The organism is Nocardioides sp. 1609 (genome assembly GCF_004522105.1).
Classification (GTDB): Bacteria; Actinomycetota; Actinomycetes; order Propionibacteriales; family Nocardioidaceae; genus Nocardioides.
This window is the reverse complement of record NZ_SPUJ01000001.1, coordinates 837320-859216: the sequence shown is the minus strand read 5'-3', so window position 1 is coordinate 859216 and position 21897 is coordinate 837320. Positions and strand designations below refer to the sequence as shown.

General features: G+C 65.1%; 19 protein-coding genes. 14 read left to right on the top strand and 5 right to left on the bottom strand.

Annotated elements, in window-relative coordinates; all coding sequences use genetic code 11:
- Window positions 1–110: 110 nt before the first annotated feature.
- The 4 genes from E4623_RS03870 (at window position 111) to E4623_RS03855 (ending at window position 4930) form a co-directional block, all read left to right on the top strand.
- The gene (locus E4623_RS03870) at window positions 111–749 is read left to right on the top strand and encodes a (2Fe-2S)-binding protein (protein ID WP_245154825.1); all 639 of its coding nucleotides are present in this window, start codon (window positions 111–113) and stop codon (window positions 747–749) included.
- Window positions 746–1729, top strand: coding sequence for a xanthine dehydrogenase family protein subunit M (locus E4623_RS03865; RefSeq protein WP_134765152.1), 984 nt, complete (start codon window positions 746–748; stop codon window positions 1727–1729). The genes E4623_RS03870 and E4623_RS03865 overlap by 4 nt, the downstream gene beginning before the upstream one ends.
- The gene (locus E4623_RS03860) at window positions 1726–3993 is read left to right on the top strand and encodes a xanthine dehydrogenase family protein molybdopterin-binding subunit (RefSeq protein WP_348537280.1); all 2268 of its coding nucleotides are present in this window, start codon (window positions 1726–1728) and stop codon (window positions 3991–3993) included. Before E4623_RS03865 ends, E4623_RS03860 begins: the two co-directional genes overlap by 4 nt.
- Before the next feature lie 628 nt (window positions 3994–4621).
- Entirely contained in the window at window positions 4622–4930 is a 309-nt protein-coding gene (locus E4623_RS03855; protein ID WP_167736466.1) for a transposase, read from the top strand.
- A gap of 1053 nt (window positions 4931–5983) precedes the next feature.
- Here the strand turns inward: E4623_RS03855 and E4623_RS03845 are convergent.
- Complete coding sequence (locus E4623_RS03845; RefSeq protein WP_134765150.1) at window positions 5984–6463, bottom strand: Lrp/AsnC family transcriptional regulator; 480 nt, start codon at window positions 6461–6463, stop codon at window positions 5984–5986.
- Window positions 6464–6603: 140 nt separating this feature from the next.
- On the opposite strand from E4623_RS03845, the gene ald reads away from it, so the two are divergent.
- Window positions 6604–7719, top strand: coding sequence for an alanine dehydrogenase (gene ald, locus E4623_RS03840; protein WP_134765149.1), 1116 nt, complete (start codon window positions 6604–6606; stop codon window positions 7717–7719).
- A 28-nt stretch (window positions 7720–7747) separates the two neighbouring features.
- Here ald and E4623_RS22475 read toward each other — a convergent pair whose 3' ends face one another.
- Window positions 7748–8404 carry a zinc-binding dehydrogenase gene (locus E4623_RS22475; protein ID WP_167736465.1) on the bottom strand — a complete coding sequence of 219 codons (657 nt, stop codon included), beginning with the start codon at window positions 8402–8404 and terminating at the stop codon, window positions 7748–7750.
- 365 nt (window positions 8405–8769) lie between these two features.
- Window positions 8770–9915 (bottom strand): NADH:flavin oxidoreductase/NADH oxidase, encoded by a 1146-nt coding sequence (locus E4623_RS03830; protein ID WP_134765147.1) that lies wholly within the window; start codon window positions 9913–9915, stop codon window positions 8770–8772.
- Window positions 9916–10032: 117 nt separating this feature from the next.
- Between E4623_RS03830 and E4623_RS03825 the strand changes: the two genes are divergently transcribed.
- Entirely contained in the window at window positions 10033–10833 is an 801-nt protein-coding gene (locus tag E4623_RS03825) for an alpha/beta hydrolase (protein ID WP_134765146.1), read from the top strand.
- Window positions 10834–10845: 12 nt separating this feature from the next.
- Here E4623_RS03825 and E4623_RS03820 read toward each other — a convergent pair whose 3' ends face one another.
- Window positions 10846–11670, bottom strand: coding sequence for an IclR family transcriptional regulator (locus tag E4623_RS03820; protein WP_209020469.1), 825 nt, complete (start codon window positions 11668–11670; stop codon window positions 10846–10848).
- Between the two features lie 118 nt (window positions 11671–11788).
- Between E4623_RS03820 and E4623_RS03815 the strand changes: the two genes are divergently transcribed.
- From E4623_RS03815 to E4623_RS03800, 4 genes are all read left to right on the top strand, one after another.
- Window positions 11789–12919, top strand: a complete 1131-nt coding sequence (locus E4623_RS03815; protein WP_134765145.1) for a CapA family protein — start codon at window positions 11789–11791, stop codon at window positions 12917–12919.
- 244 nt (window positions 12920–13163) lie between these two features.
- Window positions 13164–14198, top strand: a complete 1035-nt coding sequence (locus E4623_RS03810; RefSeq protein WP_209020468.1) for a membrane dipeptidase — start codon at window positions 13164–13166, stop codon at window positions 14196–14198.
- On the top strand, window positions 14195–15394 hold the full coding sequence (locus E4623_RS03805; protein WP_134765143.1) for a M20 family metallopeptidase: 1200 nt from the start codon (window positions 14195–14197) through the stop codon (window positions 15392–15394). The genes E4623_RS03810 and E4623_RS03805 overlap by 4 nt, the downstream gene beginning before the upstream one ends.
- A complete protein-coding gene (locus E4623_RS03800; RefSeq protein ID WP_134765142.1) occupies window positions 15391–16728 on the top strand; it encodes an MFS transporter in 1338 nt (445 codons plus the stop codon). Before E4623_RS03805 ends, E4623_RS03800 begins: the two co-directional genes overlap by 4 nt.
- Before the next feature lie 23 nt (window positions 16729–16751).
- On the opposite strand, the gene E4623_RS03795 is transcribed toward E4623_RS03800, so the two are convergent.
- Complete coding sequence (locus E4623_RS03795) at window positions 16752–17711, bottom strand: LysR family transcriptional regulator (protein ID WP_134765141.1); 960 nt, start codon at window positions 17709–17711, stop codon at window positions 16752–16754.
- A gap of 113 nt (window positions 17712–17824) precedes the next feature.
- On the opposite strand from E4623_RS03795, the gene E4623_RS03790 reads away from it, so the two are divergent.
- From E4623_RS03790 to E4623_RS03775, 4 genes are read left to right on the top strand one after another with little or no spacing between them, the layout of a single operon-like run.
- Window positions 17825–18682: a MaoC family dehydratase N-terminal domain-containing protein gene (locus tag E4623_RS03790; protein ID WP_167736464.1), complete on the top strand. Its 858-nt coding sequence runs from the start codon at window positions 17825–17827 to the stop codon at window positions 18680–18682.
- On the top strand, window positions 18682–19833 hold the full coding sequence (locus E4623_RS03785; RefSeq protein WP_209020467.1) for an acyl-CoA dehydrogenase family protein: 1152 nt from the start codon (window positions 18682–18684) through the stop codon (window positions 19831–19833). The genes E4623_RS03790 and E4623_RS03785 overlap by 1 nt, the downstream gene beginning before the upstream one ends.
- Entirely contained in the window at window positions 19830–20999 is a 1170-nt protein-coding gene (locus E4623_RS03780) for a CaiB/BaiF CoA-transferase family protein (RefSeq protein WP_134765139.1), read from the top strand. Before E4623_RS03785 ends, E4623_RS03780 begins: the two co-directional genes overlap by 4 nt.
- The gene (locus E4623_RS03775; protein WP_134765138.1) at window positions 20996–21838 is read left to right on the top strand and encodes a CoA ester lyase; all 843 of its coding nucleotides are present in this window, start codon (window positions 20996–20998) and stop codon (window positions 21836–21838) included. Before E4623_RS03780 ends, E4623_RS03775 begins: the two co-directional genes overlap by 4 nt.
- Window positions 21839–21897 lie beyond the last annotated feature (59 nt).

The window sequence follows — 21897 nt, the reverse complement described above, 5'->3', positions numbered from 1 at the left end:
GTCCGATCCAGTCTCTTGATCCCTTCGAGGCAGAGCCCTATCTCGTTCCCTGCATCACGATCACCACTTCGCTCGCGCAATCGCTGCGCGTGACAGATGAGGAGCCCACCATGCATGACGAACCGATGGCCGCAGACAGTCAATCTACGAGGCGCTGGTCCCGGCTCACGCGCCGGACCGTCCTGCAGTTGGGCGGCGCGGTCGCTGCAGTTGGCAGCGTAGGTGCTGGGATGACCCGGGCAGTTGGTGAAGCAAGTGCCGCGGTGTTCTCCCGTCCACGATCGACCTTGGACGTCGTCCTGAAGGTGAATGGTGTGCGACACCGGAAAAAGCTTGAGGCGCGTGTCACCCTGCTCGACGCGTTGCGTGAGGATCTCAACTTGACCGGGACCAAGAAGGGGTGCGACCGAGGCGCTTGCGGTGCGTGCACCGTCATCTCGGACGGTCGCCGCATCAAGAGCTGTATGACCCTCGCGGCAATGCAGGACGGGGCCGAGATCACCACCGTGGAGGGTCTAGCCACCGGCGATCGCCTGCACCCGGTACAAGAGGCGTTCGTGCAAAACGATGGTCTCCAGTGTGGTTTCTGCACCTCCGGCCAGGTGATGAGTGCAGTGGGTCTCATCAAGGAGGGCCACGCAGGCTCCGACGCGGAGATCCGCGAGTGGATGAGCGGCAACCTGTGCCGTTGCAGCTGCTACCCGAACATTGTTGCCGCGATCCGCGAGGCAGCGGAGCAGATGTCATGAGGCCGTTCGAGTACGTGCGAGCTCGCAGTGTCAATGAGGCGCGGACCTTGGTCTCTGATGCGCCCGCAGGGAACTACATCGCTGGCGGCACCGATATCTTGAATCTGCTCAAGGACGGCATGGAGAGTGCCGACCGCCTCGTCGATATCAGCCAACTCCCCATCTCAGAAATCAAGCAACGCGCAGGACGGCTAGAGGTAGGCGCGCTGGCGCGCATGAGCGATGTTGCCGCCAACACGATGGTCCGCCGCAGCGCACCGGTTGTCTCCCAGGCGCTCGAAGCGAGCGCCTCGCCGCAGATCCGGCACATGGCCACGATTGGTGGCAACTTGCTGCAGCGAACGAGATGTTGGTACTTCCGAGACCCCGGTTCGCCCTGCAACAAGCGCGACCCTGGTTCTGGCTGTTCTGCAATCGAGGGCGAAAACCGGATGCACGCCGTCCTCGGGGGCAGCAGCCAGTGCATCGCTGTTCAGCCCTCCGACCTGGCCGTCGCGCTACTCGCCGTGGACGCAAGCGTCGTGGTGACGGGGAAGGACGGGCGTCGAGTCGTTCCAATCGAAGACTTCTACCTTCTGCCCGGCAACACTCCCAACCGCGAAACGGTGATGCGATCTGGCGACTTGATCACGTCGGTTGAGATCCCGGCCGACCGCCTGGCCGCTCGTTCGTCGTACCTGAAGTTGCGCGAGAGGGCGTCATTCGAGTTCGCCACTGTCTCGGTTGCTGTTGCCTTGCAGATGAACGGCGACCGGGTCCAGGCCGTGCGCCTGGCGTTCGGCGGCGTCGGCACGCGGCCATGGCGATCGCGATCAGCCGAGCGCGAGCTCATCGGACAGCGCTTGACCCGTGCTAGTTGCGCCGCTGCCGGCCGGGAGTTGGTGCGGGGGGCGGTGCCGCGTGAGCACAACGCTTTCAAGGTTGAACTCGTACAAAGAGCGCTGACCGATGCGCTGCTGAACCTGGGAGGTAGGCCGTGAGCGGTAAGAGCGTTGTCGGGAAAAGTAGCGGAGCCGTGGAGGCTCTGGCGAGACGCCGTCTACGCCGCCGAGGGCACTCGATTGTCGGCCAGCCCGTCCCTAGGACTGACGGTCGCGCGAAGGTGACAGGGGAGGCGACGTACGCCGCGGATGCGCGTGTCAACGGTGTCGTGCATGGCTTTCTGACCATGAGTACGATCCCGCGTGGCCGGATCGCCGCAATGAACACGACAGCTGCAGAGTCCGCAGAAGGCGTGATCGCCGTCTTCACCCATCTGAACATGCCCCGAGTGGCTATTCCGCCGCCGCAGACCTTGTTCATCAAGGGCTTCCTGCCATTGCAGAACGATCAGATTCATCACCACGGCCAACCGGTAGCTCTGGTAGTCGCTCGTACCCTCGCGCAGGCGCAGGACGCCGCGAGCCTGGTCGAGGTCACTTACGACCCGCTTCCACACGACGTCGACTTCTTCGCAGGGCTGGACAGATCGGTCGTACCCCCCGATGGCCTCGACGGCCCCAACGACTATCGACGCGGTGACGTGGACGCAGGGATGGCGCAGGCTGCGGTCCGCCTCGAGGCCGAGTACACGAATCCAATGCACCACCACAATCCGATGGAGCCGTCGTCAACCGTTGCCGTTTGGGAAGGTCGTCGGCTCACGGTGTACGACTCGACGCAGAGCATAAGTCAGACGCGGGCGGCGCTGGCTGCTGCGTTATCGGTCTCCCTCGACGACGTCCGGGTACGCAGCCCGTTTCTCGGGGGTGGCTTTGGAAGCAAGGGGCCGGTGTGGCCCCACACGATCCTCACGGCGGCGGTCGCCCGGCAGGTTGGCCGACCGGTCAAGCTGACTCTGTCCCGCGCCCAGATGTACACCTCGAGTGGACACCGTGCGGTGAGCACCCAGCGCATCAAGCTGGGGGCTCGGCGCGACGGGCAACTAGTGGCGGTGGAACACGTGACGACGCAGCAGACCACCCGACCGATTCGCGCCGTTTTCAGCAGCAGCGAGGCCACCCGGATGACTTACGCCATCCCGAACCTTGTTTCGCAGCAGCGTGTCGTCGACCTTGACCTTCCCGCGCAGTGCTTCATGCGTTCGCCGGAGGTCGTGGCCAGCCACGGACTGGAGTGCGCGCTGGACGAGCTCAGCGACGAACTCGGCCTGGACCCAATCGAGCTGCGCCGGCGAAACGAGACCGCTGTCAACCCGATGACTGGCGAACCCTGGGGGAGTCGCTACCTGCTCGAGTGCTACGAGCGCGGATCGCGGCTGTTCGGCTGGTCTCGACGTAACCCCGTCCCGGGGTCGATGCGCGACGGGTCGGAGATCCTTGGCTGGGGGATGGCTACATCTGCCCACACCTCGGGCGCACGACCGGGGTCAACTGCCTCGGTGCTGCTCTCTAGGAACGGCACAGCAGTCGTGCGCTCCGGCACGCAGGACCTCGGCACCGGCACCTACACGGTGATGACTCAGATCGCCGCCCAGGAGCTCGGTCTCACGATGCAATCGGTCTCCTTCGAGCTCGGGGACACCACATTGCCACCGGCTGGTAACTCGGGGCAGTCAGCGACCGTGCCAAGCGTCGGCAGTGTGGTGGCTCGTGTCTGCCGACAAGCGCGCGACGAGCTCATCTCCTTCGCTGTGGGCTACCCGGGTGGACCGCTCGCAGGACTCGAACCCGACGGTGTCATGGCCGTCGAGGGATCCCTCGTCTCGCGTGACAACCCCCGTCGCCGATGGCCCATCCGTGATGCAATGCGTGCCCTCGGACGACCGATCGAGATCACCGGTGAGCCTGTCGCCACGAGAGAGGGCTTCTCGGTGGGTGCATCCTTCGTCGAAGTCGGCATCGAGCCCCACCTCGGCAGCATTCGCGTACGCAGAGTGGTCGGCGTCTACGACACCGGGACCGTGCTCAACCACATGACGGCCCGGAGCCAAGCCATCGGCGGCATCATCTTCGCAATCGGCTACGCACTCATGGAACACACAGTCGTAGACCGCAACCTGGGACAAATGATGAACACAAACCTGTCCGACTACCTCATGCCCGTCAACGCCGACGTCCCCAACATGCAAATCGAGTTCTTGGACAAGCCCGACCCAACCAGTACTGCGCTAGGAGCAAGGGGGTTCGGGGAAACGCCCATGACCGGCATGACCGCCGCAATCGCTAATGCCGTTGCACACGCCACCGGACGACGGTTCCGCGATCTACCAATCACCCGCGACCTCATCATGCGTGACGCCTGAACGAGCGCTTCGCCCGCGTCAGTGTGGGGTGGCACCGGGGCGGCGGCGCGGGAAGCCGCCGCCGCGCCCGGTGTCGGTCTGGGTCACATCCGGTAGCCGGTCGCCCGTGGGCGCCTGGCGGCCGAGCTGCGCGAGGGGCGGCAACGGCCCGCCGCGACTCGCTCGAGCAGCTCCTGCAAGAACGGGTTGTCGAGGCTACGACCTCGTGCTTCGCAACGTCCTTAGCCAGTCATGTCGTGATCGGTAGCACCGCTGACCTGACCTGAAAGGAACGCCAGGCGACCGGGTCTCGCCACGCTGATCTGTGCCAACCTCGATGTGGACATGTCGGACAGATATGACGGGTTGAGATGGGTCACCAAGGCGGCAGGTGCTAGTCGACTGGACGCGGCTCTAGCTGCATAGTCGCGGTCAGCTCCGAGCACCGTGACGGACTACTCACCCTGGCTGAAGTCGCTGATCTGGAGGCGATCCGGATGCTTTGCGACCGACGCGACGAGCTTTCGCGTCTGCGGATACGGACCGTGAACCGGATCCACCGGCTCCCTAGCCGAGTTGGTGCCCGGGCGAAGAAGAAGGACCTGTCCGCCCAACAGGCCCCGTCATGTGTAAGGAGGTCCTCGCCACCGTGCGACCCGGCGACATCGCCGGCAAGACCCGCCGCCGCATGGTGGCCGAGCTGATCGAGGACCTCGTGAGCACCGTCCGACGGCTCAAGGCGATCAAGGCAGAACAAGCCACCGCGGTACGGGACCGCGGGTCGTCGTTGATGAGCCGCTACGGCGTCGGCCCGGACGGCGCCGCCCGGATCCTGGCCGACGTCGGCGACGTCACCCGATTCGCTGACCGCAACCGCTTGGCCTCATGGACCGGCACCGCACCACTGGATGCGTCCTCTGGAGAGCCCCGGCACTGTCGCACGACAGGCCCGGGTTGACGTAGACGCGGTCGCCGACTGCCACGTCGGTGACGTGCTCGCCGACCTGGGTGCGACGCCTGCGCTGTCCAGGCCGAAGATCGCGGGGAACTGAGGCAGCGGGAGGTAGGGGAACCACTCGGCGTAGGTCGCGAGGACGTTCTTGAGGTTGGGGACGATGTTGCAGGCCTTGACCTACACGACGACGTCGGTGGAACGGGGCTCGGGGCGCGGCACGCGCTCGAGTTTCATCTCCCCGCCGATCTCGTGGAGTCGGGCAGCGAGCATGTCGGTCATCAGGTCTCCTGTGGGAGTGGCGTCGGGAACGGTCGAGGTCGCGGGGCTCGCTGTGGTGCGGCAGGCGACCTGAACTGGGAGTTTCTCCGCGGCCATCACCCTGACGGCCGCGTACCGCCTTTTGGGCTGGCGTCCTCCTTGAGCAGCTCGACGGCACGCTGGCTGACTGCGAGCTCGGTCTCGAGCTCGCGGATCCGTTTCTTCGCCCTGACCAGCGATGACCCGCGCGCCGGGGGGCAGGGGGAGCGCCGCCGTGTCGCCCGTCCTGGCGGTGCTCAGTCCCGTTTGAAGGCCGCGGTCGATGCGGTCTTGGCGTCGCCAGTTGTAGATCGTCTGGTCGCTAATATCGAGGTCGTGCGCGACGCTGCGTCCTGCAGCGAGCAGGTCAAGACCTTGCGTCGGAACTCGACCGAGTAGCCCTGTCGTCCCATCAAGTTTTTCCTGGCGTCAGGCACCAGAATCCAGAAACTCAGACGCCGTGGAACCCAGGACACACCAGAGCCTCCGGAAAACCCAGGGTGATTCAATCACGCCCACCTGGCTCAGCTAATGAGTTCAGAGCTGCGCCGCCGACCCCAAGCCGGCGTCCCGTCGGCTGTCAATGAGCACATCGACCGCGCCGGCCGTTGGCTCCGTACATCTGACCAGTGGGTCGTGGCAACGGGTAGGTCGGTGGCGCATTACGGCCACGGGTTCTTGGGTGACCACGCGCGTGCCCGGCTTCGACGATTAGGTCGACCTGCCGAGCTTCATGCAATCTGCAGGTGTCCTCAACTGTCAGCGGTCTTGCCCACGCACGTGCTCGAAGACCAGGCTGGTCTGAGTGGATGTGAACTCCCGCGAACCACTCAAGTTATCGGCAACGAAGTGACGGAGTTCCTCCGTCGAACCTGCTGCTACCTGGATGAGGAAGTCCTCGGCCCCGGCAACGAAGAAGACGTTGAGGACACCGGGAAGGCGTGCCAACCGTGCACTCAGTGCACCGATGCGAGGCCGCGCCGCCGGCTGAACCCGTACAGCAATGATGGCCTGCAACGGCCTGCCCAAAGCCACCGGATCCACATCGGCGTGGTGCCCGCGAATGGCACCGATGCGCACCAGCCGGCGCAAACGCATCGAGCACGTGGATGGCGCTACACCGACACGCTCGGCGAGCAACTTATTCGGGATCCGAGCATCGGCCGAAAGCTCGCTAAGGATTTGCTGGTCGACGACATCGAGCTGTGCTCCGTGGTAACTGAGTCGCTCATCCTTCATCCCCGAGCTCCTCGGGGCGACCGACACTGCAGAAGATGCGACAAATCCGGCCGATCACGTATGACGTGCAGACCTGCTACCGACACCGAGGCTCTCAGCAACAAGGTGGACACAACTACTGAGCGCTGGAGGAATTCGAGATGCGAGTTGGCGTACCCAAGGAAATCAAGAATCGCGAGTACCGCGTGGCATTGACGCCGATCGGTGTGCACGAACTTGTCCAGCACGGCCATGAGGTCTTCGTAGAGAAGACAGCAGGCGAGGGCTCGCAGATCCTCGATGAGCAATTCGTTTCGGCGGGTGCCAAGTTGCTCGACACTGCCGACGACGTGTGGGGAACCGCCGAGATGATCTTGAAGGTCAAGGAGCCGGTTGAAGATGAGTACGCGCGGATGCGTGAAGGGCAGACCCTCTTCACTTACCTTCACCTCGCTGCCAACCGGCCCCTGACTCAGGAACTGATCAGACGTAAGATCACCGCGATCGCCTACGAGACAGTTCAACTGCCCTCGGGCGGGCTGCCGCTGCTGTACCCGATGTCGGAGGTCGCAGGCTGCCTCGCCCCGCAAGTTGGTGCGCACGCCCTGCTCAAGGCAAATGGCGGTCGCGGCGTACTCATGGGGGGAGTAGGTGGTGTAGCAAACGCCAAGGTCGTCGTCATCGGCGCCGGCGCCTCGGGACAGAACGCCGCCAACATCGCCCTCGGCATGGGTGCCGACGTAACGCTGCTCGACACCGACCTCGACAAGCTGCGCATGTCGTACTGGCGTTACAACAACCGCGTTCGCGGGTTGGCCTCGTCCAGGCTCGCTATCGAACAACAGGTGATGGAGGCCGACTTGGTGATCGGCGCCGTCCTGATCCCTGGCGCTGCTGCACCGAAGCTTGTCAGCAACGCGTTGGTCTCGCGGATGAAGCCTGGCTCGGTGCTCGTCGACATCGCTATCGACCAGGGCGGGTGCTTCGAAGATTCGCACGCTACGACGCATGACGACCCGACCTTCGAGGTGCACGACTCGGTCTTCTACTGCGTGGCCAACATGCCTGGCGCAGTGCCGAACACCTCGACCTACGCCCTCACCAACGCCACGCTGCCCTACCTCGTGGCTCTGGCGAACAAGGGCTGGCAGCAGGCCGTGCGCGACGACCACAGCCTCGCCTCTGGCCTCAATACCCACGCGGGTCATCTCACGAATGCCCCAGTCAGCAAGGCAGTCGGCATCGAGTCCGTTGAGCTAGAGACCATTGTGGCCTGATCGGCACCGGGTGGCGGCGAGCTGCAGATCAACTTTGCGCCCCTTCGGGGCCGATGGTCAGTACAACCTGACCGTCGGCCCCACGCTCGGCATGTTCGTGCGCCGCGCTGATCTCCCCGAGCGTGTAGGTCGCAGCGATGGTGGGGCGAAGACGGTCTGCCGCCAGTAGGTCCACAATTGCAGCTGCCGCCCGGCGGCGGTCCGCCGAGGGCATCGTGAACACTTGAATGGTGCGCACGGTGACGGCCTTGAACTGGAGGTCGTAGTAGGGGAGTACCGGCCGAGGGTCGGATGTGGACGAGTAGCTCGTGATGGTCCCGTAGTTTGCGATCATGTCGGCGTCGCGCTGAATGTTGGCTGCGAAGTCCACCTCGACAATTTGGTCGACGCCGCTGGCGGTGAGGTTGTGCACTGCGGCCGTTACGTCCTCAGTGCGGTAGTCGACCACGTGGTGTGCACCTGCAGCACGAGCCCTTTTGCCCTTGGTTGGCGAGCTAACGGTGGCGATCACCTTCGCGCCGGCATCGACGGCGATCTGTACTGCGAGCTCGCCAACGGCTCCGGCTCCGCCTTGTACGAGTACCCATCTGTCTGCAACTTGCCCGTCGCCCAGGACGGCCGCGTATGCCGTGAACGCCGGAACGCCCAAGCAGGCACCAATCTCGAAGCTGGTGTCGTCGGGCAAGGGTGCAACGAACTCCGGTGGGATGGCGACGTACTCGGCCGCTGTTCCCGTCTCACCGTCGGCGGGCGACCCGTAACCATTACGGTTCACTGCGTTCCACAACCAGACGCGCCGCCCGACCCATGCGGGGTCAACGCCAGGCGCGACCGCCTCGACCACTCCCGCGCCGTCGCTGTGAGGGATGGTGCGAGTCGTAGGTAGGTGGCCAGGATTTGTCAATCCTCGACGCTTGAAGTCTGACGGGTTCACCCCAGAGGCGTGAATACGGATCAGCAACTCGCCCGGTCCAACGCCCGGCTTCGGTAGGTCACCTACGTGGAGCACGTCTCGGGCTGGACCTGGCTCGTCGTACCATGCGGCGCGCATCATGATTCTCCGTCTCGGAGGTCGGGGCTCCCGGTCGTGGAAGGAGAAAAATGGGCGGTAGCCCGGTCCCGGGCGCGGAGCCAGTGGCCGGTGCGCAACGGTGCGTAGATGTACGGATCGTCGACGCCGAGCTCAAGGGCGGCATCGATGGTCCAGTTCGGATTGCGGAGGAATTCGCGACCGAGAGCGACGAGGTCCGCGTCCCCACCCGCGACGATCTCTGCGGCCAGTCGCGGATGGACGACGAGGCCGACGGCCATGGTGGGGACACCAGTCCGGCGTCGCACTTCACCCGCATACTTGACCTGGTATCCATAGGACGTCGGTAGCGCGCTCGGTGCAGGTCTCCCGGTGAGGCCGCCGGTGCTGCAGTCGATGACGTCTACCCCGCGCGCGTGAAGCCGCTCGACAAGCGACACCGTGCGTTCGATGTCCCAGCCCACATCAACACACGAGAGCCGAACGAACAGCGCCTTGTGGTCCGGCCACACCGATCGGATGCCGTCGATGACTTCCATCAACAGGCGCTCGCGATTTTCCTCGGAGCCGCCGTACCGGTCGGTGCGGAGGTTGGTGACGTCCGAAAGAAATGCGTGGAGAAGGTACCCGTGCGCGGCTTGAACGTCGATGACCTCGTAGCCCGCGGCGTCAGCCCGGCGGGCAGCCTGGGTCCAAGCGTCGACGGTTGAGCGGATCTCCTCGAGCGTCATGGCTCGGGGTGACGCCCAGTCGGCGCCGGAGGGTGGCAGGTCACTCGGCGCTAAGACCGGCCAATCCTCGGCATGTGGTGGGCGGGTTGAGGAGTCTTCCCACGGTGGCTGGCGTCGGGCCTTCGGCCCGGCGTGGATCAGTTGCACCCCGGCAACGGCACCGGCGCCTCGGATGACCTGCACGATGCGTTCGTAATGAGGGATGACGTCGTCGTTCCACAGTCCTACGTCACCGGTTGTTCCCCGCCCGCTGCGATCCACTGTCGTTCCCTCTTGGAACACGATGCCTGCGCCGCCTTCGGCGAGCTTGCCTAGGTGAACCAGGTGGGTCGTGGTCGGCATGCCGTTCACACCGGCGTATTGCCACATGGGGGAGACCACGACGCGATTGCGAGCGCGGACTCCGCGGACCTCGAAGGGACTGAACAGGTGCATGCGGTCTCACTTCCGTGTCCTCCTGCGGGCCGGCGGCCATTGACATGTTGACCGACGACTTCTAATTTCGTACTGCCAAACGATATGGCGTTCCGCAATGTAGCACGAGGAGTAATGATGGAAGAGTCCACCCGAACGCTCGAACCTCGGGTAACGAAACGACCGGACGGTACGGAAATCCACTACACGTCCAGCGGCTCGGGCCACGCGCTTACGACAGTTGTCCTGATCCACGGCTGGGCCTGTCTCCGCTCGGACTTCGATGAGGTCACGAAGCTGCTCCCCGAATCGGTCCGCGCCCTCGCGGTCGATCTAGCCGAGCACGGTGACTCACGATCCACGCGCGAAGATTTCAGCATCGCCGAACTGGCACGCGACGTCCTTGCAGTGTGCGAAACAGAGGACGTATCAGGCGTCGTTGTAGTGGGCCATTCGCTAGGTGGTGCCGTCGCGGTCGAGGTTGCACGGCAAGCCCCCACCCTGGTGAGCCAGGTCGTCGCCCTCGACGCACTGCACTACACGTTCCTGTTCGGCAAGCTGAGCCAGCCAGACGCCGAAGGGCTGCTCACACCCCTGCGCGACGACTTCGCGGGCCTCGTCAGGTCGATGGTCGAAGCTGGCTCGCCCGAGGGCACAGACGAGGCGCTCAAAGACGCGCACTTCGCCAAAATGGTGTCGGTTCGACAGCCAGCCGGCACACGAGCCTTCGAAGGGCTCGTCGATTGGGACATGGAGTCCGCTCTCGTCGAAGTGGACCAACCAGTGACGGTCTACGCCGTCGAGGCCCTACTCACTGAAGAGAACGCCGCCTACCTGCGCGAACGAGGCGTCGAGGTCGTCGGGGTCGACCTCGGAAGCCACCACTTCGGAGTCGAGAACCCTGCGGGCACGGCCAGCCTCCTGGCTGCCCTGGCCTAGAGGAGTGGTCCGTCAGGACGATGAGGTGCCGGTCGAGAGGAGATCGCTGACCCGAGCCGCAGCCCGGACCGTCAGATTGGCTAGTTCGGTCTCGTGACCAGAGTCCCATCGCTGCTCGGGGACCGACAGAACAATGGCCCCTACCGGTGCCCCCGTCGCGTCAACGATGGCGGCGCCCACGGAACGAACATGCGGCCGGTACCACGCTGACATGCTCATGGAGTAACCGCGTTGCGCCGTGAGAGTCAGTTCGGTGCGCAACTCATCCGCAGTCAGCACGGGAGACTCGGTGAAGTCGCCGAGCTCCGTCGACAACAGGGCTTCTACCTCCGCCAGCGGGAGGAGCGCCATCACGGCAACGCCCCCTGAGGTCGCGCGGAGCGGAAGCTCTTGACCGATGTCGAGGTGCACCCGCACCATCTGCGAACTTTCCTCACGCGCCACGATGACGAACCTGTCGGCATCGCGCAGGCCGAGGAAGACAGTCTCACTCGTGGCGCCGGCCAACTCTTTGATCACCGGGGATGCGACATCGCGTAGATCCTGCTCTCCGGCGCCGCGCAGGCCCAGCGCCAGCACCTTGAGTGTGACGCCCCACTGCGCGTGGCGTGGATCAACTACTCGGAGCCACCCAGCCTGTTGCAGCGTGACAAGACATCGCTGAACCGAACTCTTCGGGATCTGAGTAAGGCGAGACAACTCTGACACCCCGACCGGCTGGTGGATCGACACCTGCTCAAACACGCGCAGCGTAGTCAGGACGCTATTCATCGACCGTGCGCGGCCGTCCGGCCCCGACGCGGGCGTATCAGGGGTGCTGGGGGGCTTCGTTGTCACCGGCCGGACAGTACCGCCGCGCCTCGCTCCGTACCACTCGGCGGCACGCGCGCGGTTGAGGTGGAACGGGTGACGCCAGCCGGCGCCAACCGAGCAGCACACGATTAGGAGAGAAGTAATGGATCTGACCCTAGTAGGCGACGTCGTCGTAAGTCGCTGGCCACGGCGGCCAGAGGGCGCGGCTCCCGGTGACTCAGCTATCGGAATGCTGGCAGGTAAGGGCCTCGTCATCGGCAACCTCGAGGCGCCGCTCACCTCAGGCGGAGAACGAGCGGAGAAACTCGTGGCCCTGCGCACCCCCGTCGAAGGAGCCAACGAGTTGGCCGATATGGGGTTCGACCTCGTGTCACTGGCGACGAATCACGCGCTGGACTACGGCGCCGACGGGATGCGCGACACCGTACGCGCCCTCGACGCCGCCGGGATCGCACATGCTGGATTCGGCGAAACCCGCACCGAGGCACTAAGCCCGGCCGTGGTCGAAGTGGATGGCAAGACCCTCGCCTACTTCAGCGTCTGCTCTGCGTTGCCGCTCGGGTTCAATGCCACCGCCACCCGCGCTGGCATCGGAGCGATTCGTGTTCGGCAACAGTTCGAGTTCGACACCGGCTTCCTAGAGGAGACGCCCGGCACCCCGCCATACGTCCACTCCGAGGCTCATGAGCCCGACGTCGTGGCCGTGGAGGAAGCAATCCGCCGGGCCCGCAAAGACCACGATGCCGTTGCCGTCGCAATTCACTGGGGCGTGCCGTTCCCGTATCTCCCAGAGGCTCAGGGGCCACTCGCGGAATATCAGCGTCCGCTCGCGCATCGGCTCATCGACGCCGGAGCTGACCTGATCGTCGGACACCATCCGCACTGCCTGCACCCGGTCGAATTTTATGGCCGCGGTCTCATCCTCTACTCAACCGGCAACTTCGTCTTCGACTGGTGCGACGGTTGGAGTCCAGAGTCCATGGTCGCCGCAGTCGACGCCCACCCCTACGCCCCCTACCGCCCCGTTCTAGTGCGCGGGCAGTGGTTTGAGAGCGCAGTGTTCCGGGTCGGGCTTCGCCATGGGCTTGCGCCTTCGCTGAGGGTCGAGCCGATCGAACTCGACGCCGACAGTCAGCCCGTTCGCCCTGACCCCACTGTCGGGAGGTCAATCCTGCGAGGCCTTCAACGAGTGTCGCGCGAGATCGACCCGACGGTCTCGATCGGCGACGACGGAGTAGTCACCCAGGGTCGCAACAGCGAACTTCGCCCTTGACACGGCACGTTGGTCGCCGACTAGTGTGACCCGCAATACAGCACAGCGTGCCGCGAAGCGGCACAGAAACGGAGTGGTCATGACAAGGCACCATCCGGGCTCGGCATCGTTCGCCTACCTCGACCCAGGGATCGACGTTTCGCCGATCGAACTAGTGGACCCCGCGCGACGGCGTAGCGAGTTCGCATCCGACCTCGACGAGTGTCAACGCTCGCGGGTCGAACGCCTCCTTACGGAGAACGTCATGATCAGCTTCCACGACCACCCGCAACTCCTCCCAGCCGACATGGCGGACGTCGACACCTATCTACGCTCCCGCCGGGAGTTCACCGCTTACGACGAGCTGCGCCGCTCTCGCCTGACCGCAGTATTCGACAACTGGTTCGGGGTGATCGGATCGACACGGCGCTCAGGGTGGCGGTGGGAAGACCTGGTCACCACCCTCGGCCTACGGCTGGCCGACATCGCCCACCAGGACGGAGTCGTAGTAGCCCGCCACGTATCCGACATCCTCGACGCCAAGCGAGATGACAACCTCGCGTTCGTCCTAGGAACCGAGTCAGCGGGCATGATCGACAACGACCTCGACCGCCTCGACGTCCTCTACGGCTTCGGAATTCGCCAAATGGGCCTCGTCTACTCGGCCTCGAACTCCCTCGGCACCGGGCAGCGCGAGCAGCGCGACGCAGGGCTAACCGAACTGGGCCGCGGCGCTGTCAGGCGAATGAACGCACTTGGCATCCTCATCGACGTCTCGCACGCCAGCGACCAGACGTCGCTAGATGCGATCGAGGAGTCCTCGGTGCCAGTTGCCATCACTCACGCAGGGGCACGGTCGGTGTGGCCGATCCGTCGAATGAAGCCCGACAACGTACTGAGCGCCCTCGCCGAGCGTGGGGGCGTGCTCGGCATCGAAGCCGCGCCCCACACCACCTTGTCGCACGACCACCGGGCCCAATCGATCGAATCGGTAATGGACCACTTCACCTACGCGGTCGAGCTCATGGGTATCGACCACGTCGCCTTCGGTCCGGACACGCTTTACGGCGATCACGCCTCGTTCCAGGTTGCGATCAAGGACGTCATAGGTTCTTCCACCATCTTTGATCCCGGCGGGTTGGACGTCGATCCCGTCGATCACGTCGACGGCTTAGAGAACCCGACCGAGAACTTCGCGCACATCGCCGAATGGCTGGTCACGCACGGCTACAGCGACGCCGAAATCACCGCCGTGCTCGGCGGCAACATCCTGCGTCTGCTCGGGGAGGTCTGGAGATGAGCATCGACACCCGCGTGGGGGAGGAGCTTCGTCTCCGGCTGGACTCCGTTCTCGATCTTTCACACCGCATGAGCGAGGACCCCGAGCTCGCCTTCGACGAGCACCGCGCCTCGGCCCGCATCCGCCAACTGCTCGAAGAGCGCGGCTTTGCCATCGAGGCCGGCGTGGCCGACCTGCCCACTGCCTTCATTGCCTCAATCGGTTCCGGCGACCTCGTCCTCGCCGTTTGCGCTGAGATGGACGCACTCCCCGAGATCGGACACGGGTGCGGGCACAACGCCATCGCGGGGGCCGGGGTCGGTGCCGTGCTGGCCCTTGCCCCCTTCGTCAACGACCTCGACATCACCTTGCGTCTTTACGGGACGCCAGCCGAGGAGAGCGGGACCGGCAAGGAGATCATGGTCAACCACGGGCTCTTCGACGACGTCAGCGCCGCGATCATGGTGCACCCCTCACTCAAGGACGTGGTCACACCGGAGTTCCGTGCCTCGCGCTCGTGGCGGGTGGGCTACACCGGAGTGGGCGGGCACGCATCACGGCCGTGGAATGCTCGCAACGCTGCCGACGCGACCGTCGTGGCACAGGTGGGAATCGGCCTGCTGCGCCAGCAGCTCGAGGACCGCATCCGCGTGCACCACGTGGTGTCCGCACCTGGCGGGGCGGTCAACGTCATAGCCGACCGCACGGCCGTGGAGTGCATGATCCGGGCCGACACGATCGACCAGGTCGACGAGGTCTGGACCCGGGTTCAGGCGTGCTTTGAGGCCGGGGCAGTGGCCTCCGGAACCACCATGGAGGTGCAGCAGTTGCCCTCCCTCTACCGCGAGTTCGACCACGATCATCACCTTGCCGAGCTGTTCCGCGTCCGGGCCGAGCAGATCGGTCGCACGTTCCCGAACTACGACGACAACCTCTTCGGGTCCACCGACATGGGCAACGTCTCACAGGTCGTGCCGGCTCTCCACCCGATGCTGTCCCTCGCGTTGCCGTCCGGCGACGGTACCCACACTGCGGCCTTCGCCGCCGCTGCTGCTGGCCCCGAAGGCGACCGGTTCGTCGCCGACGGTGCGCTCGGGATGGCACTCACCCTCGTCGACGTCGCCCAGACGACCTCGGTACGGCAGCGGCTCCAACAAGAACGCGAGCAGCGCCTCAGGTCCGCAGGTCGTTCCGCCCACGAGAGGAGTCCGCGATGACCGGGACCGCGAGCCCGAGTTCCGCCGCCACCGCGGTCGACGCCGACCCGGCCAGTCGCACCCGTCGCAAGGCGATCCTCGCCGGCAGCGTCGGCAACGCGGTTGAGTTCGTCGACTGGGCCGTTTACTCAACGTTCTCGTCGGTCTTCGCCCACCACTTCTTCCCGCCGGGGAACGACGTGGCCGCGCTCCTGGGGACCCTGGCTATCTTCGCCGTTGGGTTCGTCATCCGGCCGGTTGGCGCCGCTGTGATGGGTGTCTACGCCGACCGGGTCGGGCGGCGCAGGGTCCTGATCGTCACTATCACCATGATGGCCGCCGCCACGTTCGCCATTGGCGTGGCCCCAACCTACGAGCAGGTCGGCGTGGTTGCCCCGATCGTGCTGGTCCTGGCGCGCCTGGTTCAAGGGTTTGCCGCGGGCGGCGAGTTCGGGTCCGCTTCGGCCTTCCTCGTAGAGTCTGGCCACGCCCGCGGCCGCGCGTTCGCCGGCTCCTGGCAACAGGTGTCGGTGAGCGTCGGAATTCTCGTCGCCGCCGGCATGGGGGCCATCCTGACCGCGGTACTCCCCGCGGACGCTCTCGACGCATGGGGCTGGCGCCTCGCCTTCGTGGTCGCCGCCTCCTTGGGCCTGGTCGGCCTGTGGCTGCGCCGCAATCTCGAGGAGACCGAGTCATTCCGCGCAGGACAAGAACGCACTAAGCGTCAGGATCGGCGCGGCAACGCGCTGTGGAGCATGGTGTGTCACCACCCCCGAGCCGTCGCGCGAGTGATCGGCCTCAACATCGGCGGTGTCGTGCTCTACAACATCTGGATTATCTATCTCCCGACCTACGCCTCCATCACCACCGACCTCACGCTCAGTCACGCGCTCGTCGCCAACGTGGTTGCCCTGGTCCTGTTCATCGTTCTTCTCCCACTGGGAGGCATGCTGTCGGACCGCATCGGCCGCAAGCCGACGATGTCTGCCTTCGCGGGTGGTTTCGTGCTCTTCTCGTGGCCGGCATTCCAGATCCTCGACGGCTCGCTGGCCTCGTTCTACCTCGTACAGATCGTGGGGATCGTGCTGCTCGTCGGCTACTGCGCCAACGTGGCAGCCGTCATGGCCGAGCAGTTCCCGCCCGAGGTTCGCGCCACCGGGATCGGAGTGCCCTACGCGCTCGCCGTCGCGATCTTCGGTGGCACGGCGCCCTACCTCACGACGTGGCTCAGCAGCTCGGGCCGGGAGGACTGGGTGTGGATCTACTGCACCGGCGCCGCACTCGTCGCGCTGGCGGTCTACCTCACCATGCCTGAGACCCGCAGCGCCGACATCGACGCGACGGACGGTCAATGAGTGGGTGACGAGCGGCGCGAGGGTTAGTCGTCCGCGGAGCTAGCGGCGAGGTCGGGATTGAGCTGCGCCGAGGTCCACGAGCCCGACCTCACCGTTGATCGGACCAGGGCGAGCAGCTCGGTCGCGACCACCTCAACTGCGGGTGAGGTGCTCCCCGTACGCGGCAGGCCGAGCCCGACGGTGCGCACGATTTCGGGCGCACACAGTGGCGCGGCACTGACCCTGGCCGAGCGGACCAGGGACGCGACGCCCGCGGCCGGCAGGAGGGTCCACCCGAGGCCTGACTCGACGAGGACGGTCTGCAGCGTCATGGAGTTCGCCTGGGCCACCACGTGAGGTGTCACGTCGAGGCCCACCCGCGCCTCGTCGAGCAGCAGTCGGATGCCGTGTTGGCCCGCGGCGGGCATGATGAATGGCTGGCGCAGGAGCGAGGCGAGCTCGATCGGACGGTCTACCCGCAATCCGGCCTGTGCCGGCGCCACCGCCCAGAGCTGGTCGCGCAGCAGCGGCAAGACCCGCACCGACTGCGTTGTGGTCAAATTGTAGAGCAGCGACACGTCGAGATCGCCCTCGTCGAGCCACTGCTGCAGATGGCCGGAGTAGGCCGTGATGAGGTGCAGCTCGATGTGGGGGTGCTTGCGACCCATGACCTCGACGAGGGGGCCGGCCAGCAGCCGCTCGACCGAGCCCAGCAGGCCGACCGCGGCGATGCCCGTGACGCCGTCGAGGCTGGGCCGCGCCTCGGCGCGGGCGCGCTCGGCCTCGGAGAGGATCCGACGGGCTCGCACCACGAAAGCCGCACCGGCCGGCGTCGGTTGCATGCCCTGGCTGATGCGGTTGAACAGGGCGGTGCCCAGCTCAGCCTCGAGTCCCGCGATCTGGCGAGACACGGCCGGCTGCACCGTGTGCAGCAACTCCGCAGCGCGGGTGACGCTTCCGGTTTCGGCGACAGTAACGACTGCACGCAGCTGCTTGAAGTCCACCGTCGCCTCCTCCGGGGGGTGCTCAATCGGCCGGGCCTGCGATGTCGCCCCGTGATGACTCTATAACGGATCGGCATTCGACGGCGAATCTGATGCCGGTTCATGATGGGCTGATGACCGATGACGACAGCGCGACCTCAAACGGTTGGGAGAACTGGACGGGGCGGACGACAACGTCCTCCGTAGTGCTGGACCCCGATCAGGCGAATCGGATGGCGGTGACCCTAGACCGCTCTCCCGACTTCGACGCAGGTGATCCGCTGCCCCCCGGCTGGCACTGGCTCTACTTTCACGACCTCGTCGCCGCGTCCGCCCTGGGGCCGGACGGGCACCCCGCGCCGGGGGTCACCATGCCGCCCGTGCCGCTTGAGCGTCGGATGTGGGCGGCCGGGTCGCTCACGTTCGATCACCCCCCGTGCCTGGGCGACACGCTCACCCGCTTCAGCACCATCGCCTCGGTCGTTGCAAAGCGAGGTCGTACGGGTCCCCTCTTCTTCGTCACCGTCGAGCACCACCTGCAGGCGAAAGGTCGGTCCAGCATCCGCGAGCAGCAGACCATCGTCTACCGAGAGGCCGAGCTCGGATCGTCGAGCGAGGCAGCCCCCCAGGCCCGGACCGACGCCGACAGCTCCCAGCGATGGGTGCTGGACAGCACGGCACTGTTCCGCTACTCGGCACTCACCTTCAACGGTCACCGGATCCACTACGACGTCGACTACGCGCGCGACGTCGAGGGCTACCGCGGCCTGGTTGTCCATGGTCCGCTCTTGGCGACCCTGCTGATGGACCTTGCCCAAGTGCACGGAGGCGCCCTCGCCGCCTTCTCCTACCGGGCCCGATCGCCGCTGTTCGCACCCGCAGAACTCGCCACCAACGTCCGTCGCGACAGCGGCTCATCCGCGCTGTGGGCGACCTCCACCGACGGCCGGCTCGTCATGGACGCCACTGCTACCTACCAGGAGACATCTTGATGTTCGAAATCAACGAAGACGAGGCGGCCATCGTCGCCCTAGTTCGCACCTGGGTCAACCAAGAGGTCAAGCCCGTGGTCCAAGAGCTGGAGCATGCAAATACCTATCCCGAGGACCTCATCGAGCAGATGAAGGAAATGGGAATCTACGGACTCGGCATCCCGGAGCCCTGGGGCGAGGCTTCAGTTAGCGCGTCCTGCTACTCCGCCGTTACCGCCGAACTGGCCCGGGGCTGGATGAGCCTGGCCGGCGCGATGGGCGGGCACACGGTCGTGGCAAAATTGATCCTGGCTTTCGGCACCCAGGAGCAGAAGGACACTTACCTGCCCCGTATGGCAACGGGCGAAATTCGAGCCACGATGGCGCTCACCGAGCCCGGCGGCGGTTCAGACTTACAGGCGATGCGCACGACTGCGGTCCGCGACTGCGATTCCTACGTCGTGAACGGTTCGAAGACGTGGATCTCCAACGCCAGGCGCTCCCAACTGACTGCTCTGTTGTGCCGGACGAACCCCGCCGCGGAACCGGCCCACCGCGGCATCAGCATTCTCCTGGTGGAGAAGGGAGAAGGCTTCGAGGTATCTCGTGACCTGCCCAAGCTCGGCTACAAAGGCGTGGAGGCGTGCGAACTGACCTTCGACAATTTCCGTACTCCAGCCGGTTCGCTGCTTGGAACCGAGGAGGGCAGGGGCTTTGCGCAGATGATGCGCGGCCTGGAGATCGGCCGTATCCAGGTCGCATCCCGTGCGCTCGGCGTGGGCCAGGCTGCCCTTGACGACGCCGTCCGGTACGCCCAGGACCGACAGAGCTTCGGCAAGCCAATCTGGAAGCACCAAGCCATCGGAAACTACTTGGCCGAGATGGCCACCGACCTCGAAGCGGCACGCCAGCTCACCTTGCACGCGGCACGTCGCTACGACGACTCCGGCCGAGCAGACAAAGAGGCAAGTATGGCCAAACTGTTCGCTTCCGAAGCAGCGATGAGAATTGCCCTCACTGCTATGCGCATCCACGGCGGCTATGGCTACTCCACTGAGTTCGACGTCGAACGCTACTTCCGCGACGCTCCGCTGATGATCGTCGGCGAGGGCACCAACGAGATCCTCAAGGGCGTCATCGCCCGCCAAGTAGTCGAAAGTGCCACCAGATGAGTGACGCGACCAGGCTTCCCCTCGAGGGGATCACTGTCGTTGCCCTTGAGCAGGCGGTAGCAGCCCCCTTCGCGACCCGACAGCTCGCGGACCTGGGAGCGCGAGTCATCAAGGTGGAGCGCCCCGGCGTCGGCGACTTCGCCAGAGCCTACGACCGCACAGTCCTCGGTCAAGCGAGCTACTTCGTATGGCTCAACCGTGGCAAGGAAAGCGTTGAGCTCGACATCAAGAACGCGACTGACCGCAAGGTGCTGGACGCGATCATCGCTGAAGCCGACGTGCTCATTCAGAACCTCATCCCCGGCGCCGCCGAGCGCCTGGGTTTAGACGCCGACACGTTGCGTGCGACGCGTCCAGAACTCATCCACTGCTCAATCTCCGGATACGGGTCCATCGGCCCTTATCGGTCAAAGAAGGCCTACGACCTGTTGGTGCAGTGCGAAACCGGACTCGTCTCAGTGACCGGCACGGCCGAGGAGCAAGCGAAGGTAGGAGTGTCAATTGCCGACGTTGCAACCGGAATGTACGCCTATACGGGAATCCTCACCGCGCTCTACGAGCGGGAGCGAACAAGCCAAGGAACAACCCTGACAGTCGCCATGCTCGACGCGCTAGGGGAGTGGATGATGCAACCGACCTACTACTCGGTATACGGAGAGCGCGAGGCACGACGCACTGGAGCACGCCATGCTTCCATCGCCCCTTACGGCCCTTACCGCACGGGTGACGGATCGTCGGTCTTCCTCGGCGTCCAGAGCGACCGCGAATGGGCAATCGTGTGCCGCGACGTACTGCACCGACCCGACCTCATCGACGACCCCCGTTTCGCTCGCAACCCCGAGCGGGTGGAACACAACGACGAAGTCACTCCACTCATAGAGCAGGCCTTCGCGCTCCTGTCTGCCGATGCCGTCGTCGAGCTGCTGGATTCCCGCGGGATTGCTTGCGCACGGCTCCGTACACCTGCCGAGTTCTATGGTCACCCACAACTCGAAGCCCGCGACAAATGGCGCACCATTGACACACCCGGCGGACGAGTCCGGGCGCTCTTGCCGCCGGTTGCGGTCCACGGGCGTGAAGCGGCCATGGGCGCGGTTCCAGATCTAGGCGATCACAACTCGTCAATCCGAACCGAGTTTGCGCCGCCTACTGAGGCAACCACATGAGCAACCGCCTGCAGTTGCAGGACGCACAGACCTTCCTGTTCGTCCCAGCCAACCGACCCGATCGCTTCGACAAAGCCAGCGCTTCAGGCGCTGACGTCGTGATTATTGACCTCGAAGACTCCGTCGCGCCCGACGAAAAGGACGCCGCCCGCGAGCACGTCTCGGCCTGGCTCGCCGCCGGTGGCCGCGCAGCGGTACGAGTGAACGCTGCAAGGACCCCATGGTTCCACGCGGACATGGCCGCGATGAACAACGCAATGGCCGTGGTGGTACCAAAGGTGGAAGGTGCCGACGACCTCAATCAGGTAACAGAGTTTGGTCCAACCGGATTGCCCGCGATTCCGCTTATCGAGACGGCCGGGGGAGTCATGTCAGTTCAGGAAACCTGCGCTGCCCCCAATGTCGTGCGCGTCGCTCTCGGTAACGTTGACTTAGCCGCAGATCTTGGCGTCGACCCGGCATCGCGCCTCGCCCTATCGGGTGCCCGCTCCCAATTGGTCTTGGCGTCACGAGCGGCGAGGCTTGCGCCCCCGATCGATGGCGTGACCACCGATATCGGTGACAAAATATTGCTCGCCGACGACGCCCAGCATGCACGAGACCTAGGATTTACTGCCAAGCTCACCATTCACCCGAACCAAGTGCCGGTAGTGGCCAACGTTTTCCGCACAACGACGGATGAAGTCGACTGGGCTATCGGGGTGCTCCGATCCGCTGGAGACGGCGTGCAAGTGCACGACGGTCACATGATCGACGAGCCAGTCCGTGCACGAGCACGATCAATCCTGCGACGAGCCGGTCACACTATCGCGAGTGCCGGGGTGGAAGTTTGTCCTTAACGTTGTCGAACTCGCGCCAGCACCGAGACCCATGCGTCTGCGCTATGCGTCCTTCACCG

Bases quoted from the DNA above. Each gene is read 5' to 3' on its own strand.
- E4623_RS03870 (WP_245154825.1), top strand. From the start codon at position 111: ATGCATGACGAACCGATGGCCGCAGACAGTCAATCTACGAGGCGCTGG.
- E4623_RS03865 (WP_134765152.1), top strand. From the start codon at position 746: ATGAGGCCGTTCGAGTACGTGCGAGCTCGCAGTGTCAATGAGGCGCGG.
- E4623_RS03845 (WP_134765150.1), bottom strand. From the start codon at position 6,463: ATGAAGGATGAGCGACTCAGTTACCACGGAGCACAGCTCGATGTCGTC.
- ald (WP_134765149.1), top strand. From the start codon at position 6,604: ATGCGAGTTGGCGTACCCAAGGAAATCAAGAATCGCGAGTACCGCGTG.
- E4623_RS03830 (WP_134765147.1), bottom strand. From the start codon at position 9,915: ATGCACCTGTTCAGTCCCTTCGAGGTCCGCGGAGTCCGCGCTCGCAAT.
- E4623_RS03825 (WP_134765146.1), top strand. From the start codon at position 10,033: ATGGAAGAGTCCACCCGAACGCTCGAACCTCGGGTAACGAAACGACCG.
- E4623_RS03815 (WP_134765145.1), top strand. From the start codon at position 11,789: ATGGATCTGACCCTAGTAGGCGACGTCGTCGTAAGTCGCTGGCCACGG.
- E4623_RS03810 (WP_209020468.1), top strand. From the start codon at position 13,164: ATGATCAGCTTCCACGACCACCCGCAACTCCTCCCAGCCGACATGGCG.
- E4623_RS03805 (WP_134765143.1), top strand. From the start codon at position 14,195: ATGAGCATCGACACCCGCGTGGGGGAGGAGCTTCGTCTCCGGCTGGAC.
- E4623_RS03800 (WP_134765142.1), top strand. From the start codon at position 15,391: ATGACCGGGACCGCGAGCCCGAGTTCCGCCGCCACCGCGGTCGACGCC.
- E4623_RS03790 (WP_167736464.1), top strand. From the start codon at position 17,825: ATGACCGATGACGACAGCGCGACCTCAAACGGTTGGGAGAACTGGACG.
- E4623_RS03785 (WP_209020467.1), top strand. From the start codon at position 18,682: ATGTTCGAAATCAACGAAGACGAGGCGGCCATCGTCGCCCTAGTTCGC.
- E4623_RS03780 (WP_134765139.1), top strand. From the start codon at position 19,830: ATGAGTGACGCGACCAGGCTTCCCCTCGAGGGGATCACTGTCGTTGCC.
- E4623_RS03775 (WP_134765138.1), top strand. From the start codon at position 20,996: ATGAGCAACCGCCTGCAGTTGCAGGACGCACAGACCTTCCTGTTCGTC.